Source organism: Candidatus Methylomirabilota bacterium (assembly GCA_028870115.1).
GTDB lineage: Bacteria > Methylomirabilota > Methylomirabilia > Methylomirabilales > Methylomirabilaceae > Methylomirabilis.
In genome coordinates this window covers 1-1,770 of sequence record JAGWQH010000007.1, presented here as the reverse complement: position 1 = coordinate 1,770, position 1,770 = coordinate 1, and the positions used below count along the sequence as shown (strand labels likewise).

Annotated in this window: 1 protein-coding gene; it reads left to right on the top strand. The window is 61.2% G+C overall.

Annotated elements, in window-relative coordinates; genetic code table 11:
• Positions 1 to 161 precede the first annotated feature (161 nt).
• The coding region (locus KGL31_00315) for a bifunctional DNA primase/polymerase (protein ID MDE2320357.1) at positions 162 to 1,770 on the top strand (1,609 nt) is incomplete at its 3' end.

The following is a 1,770-nucleotide window of genomic DNA, read 5'->3' as shown; positions in this document are numbered from 1 at the left end:
TATTTAGCTACCCCCATCTCCAGCCTCAGAACCCCTGCTTTTCGTATGCGGATCGGACTACCAACCGTGAAGCTGGGAAAGGCAGTGAGGTTCAGGCGCGTCGATCTTGATCGCGTCATAGCCCGCGGTCTTCAGCGACTGCCCGGGGAAGAGGTGGCGCGATGACCCGAACGGCGGTAGCAACCATGCTTGATGCGGCCCTGGACTATGCCCGGCGCGGCTGGCCGGTCTTTCCTTGCGACTCACCCGGCAAGACACCCAAAATCAAAGACTGGCCGAACCAGGCGACAACGGACCCGGCGACGATCCGGCAATGGTGGACGCGCTGGCCCCATGCGAACATCGGGATACCGACCGGCGAAAGGAGCGGGTTCTTTGTCCTAGACGTGGACCCCCGGCATGGCGGCGACGACACCCTCCGAGACCTCGAAGCCCAACATGGCGCGTTACCTGCGACGGTCGAGGCGCAGACGGGCGGTGGTGGGCAGCATATTCTTTTCCGGTGCCCAGGCTACCCGGTCAAATCGGGCTCAGGTGTGCTCGGTCCTGGCTTGGACATTAAAGGCGACGGCGGGTACATCGTGGCCCCCCAGAGCCTCCACGAGAGCGGGCGGCACTATGTCTTTGAGGCATCGAGTCACCCCGACGACGTAGCGATTGCAAAGGCCCCGGCCTGGTTACTGGACAAGCTCCGGCCAGAAGCCACCAACGGCAACGGCTTCACGGTCGGGGAGAAGATCAAGGACGGCACGCGAAACGATACACTCTACAGACTGGCCCGAAGTGAGAAAGCTCGTGGGCTCAGCCCCAAAGCGAGCCTTGCGGCGCTGCGGGTGATGAATGCGGAACGGTGCGAACCCCCGCTACCTGACGCGGAGATCGAGAAGATTGTTAGTAATGCCTTCAAGCAACCCGACCGACCGGAGTTTACGGCGACCGGCGCGACGGAGACGCAGAGTCAACCAGAAGATGTCGTCATTATTCGACTCGCAGACGTACAGCCTGAACCTGTGACCTGGCTATGGCCCCGTCGAATCCCGTTGGGGAAATTGACCGTGTTAGACGGCGACCCCGGCCTTGGCAAATCGACCCTGGCGTTTGACGTGGCGGCGCGGGTGTCCAATGGTTCAGCAATGCCGGACGGTTCGCCGTCGCTTCCGGGTGGGGCGGTGATCTTGACACTCGAAGATGGCCTGGCCGATACGGTTGTTCCAAGGCTCAAGGTTGCCGGAGCGGATCTGGAGAAAATTGTCGCGCTCCAGGGTGTGAAAGGTGTGGACGGTAAGCTGCGCGTCCCGACAGTCGAGGACTTGACGGCGCTCACCTGCGCGTGTAAACAAGTCGAGGCAAAGCTCGTAATCATCGACCCCTTGATGGGCTACTTACCAAGTCAACGAAATAGTTGGAGAGACCAAGACGTAAGGCAAGCCCTGGCCCCATTAACCAAGATGGCGGAGGACCTCGGCGTTGCGGTGCTTGTGATCCGTCACCTGAATAAGTCTGGAGGTTCGCAAAGCATCTATCGCGGTGGGGGGAGTATCGGGATTGTCGGCGCGGCACGGATGGCGTTGCTGGTAGCCAAAGACCCGGAGAACGAGGAGCGGCGAATCCTGGCAGGAATCAAGACGAATCTTTCGCGTATGCCGGAGTCGCTGGCGTTTCGTGTGGAGGCCATAGACGACACGGCCCGCATCGTGTGGGACGGGGCATCGTCGCATACGGCTGACGCCTTGTTGGCGGCTCCGGTATCGCAAGAGGAGCGGTCGGTGC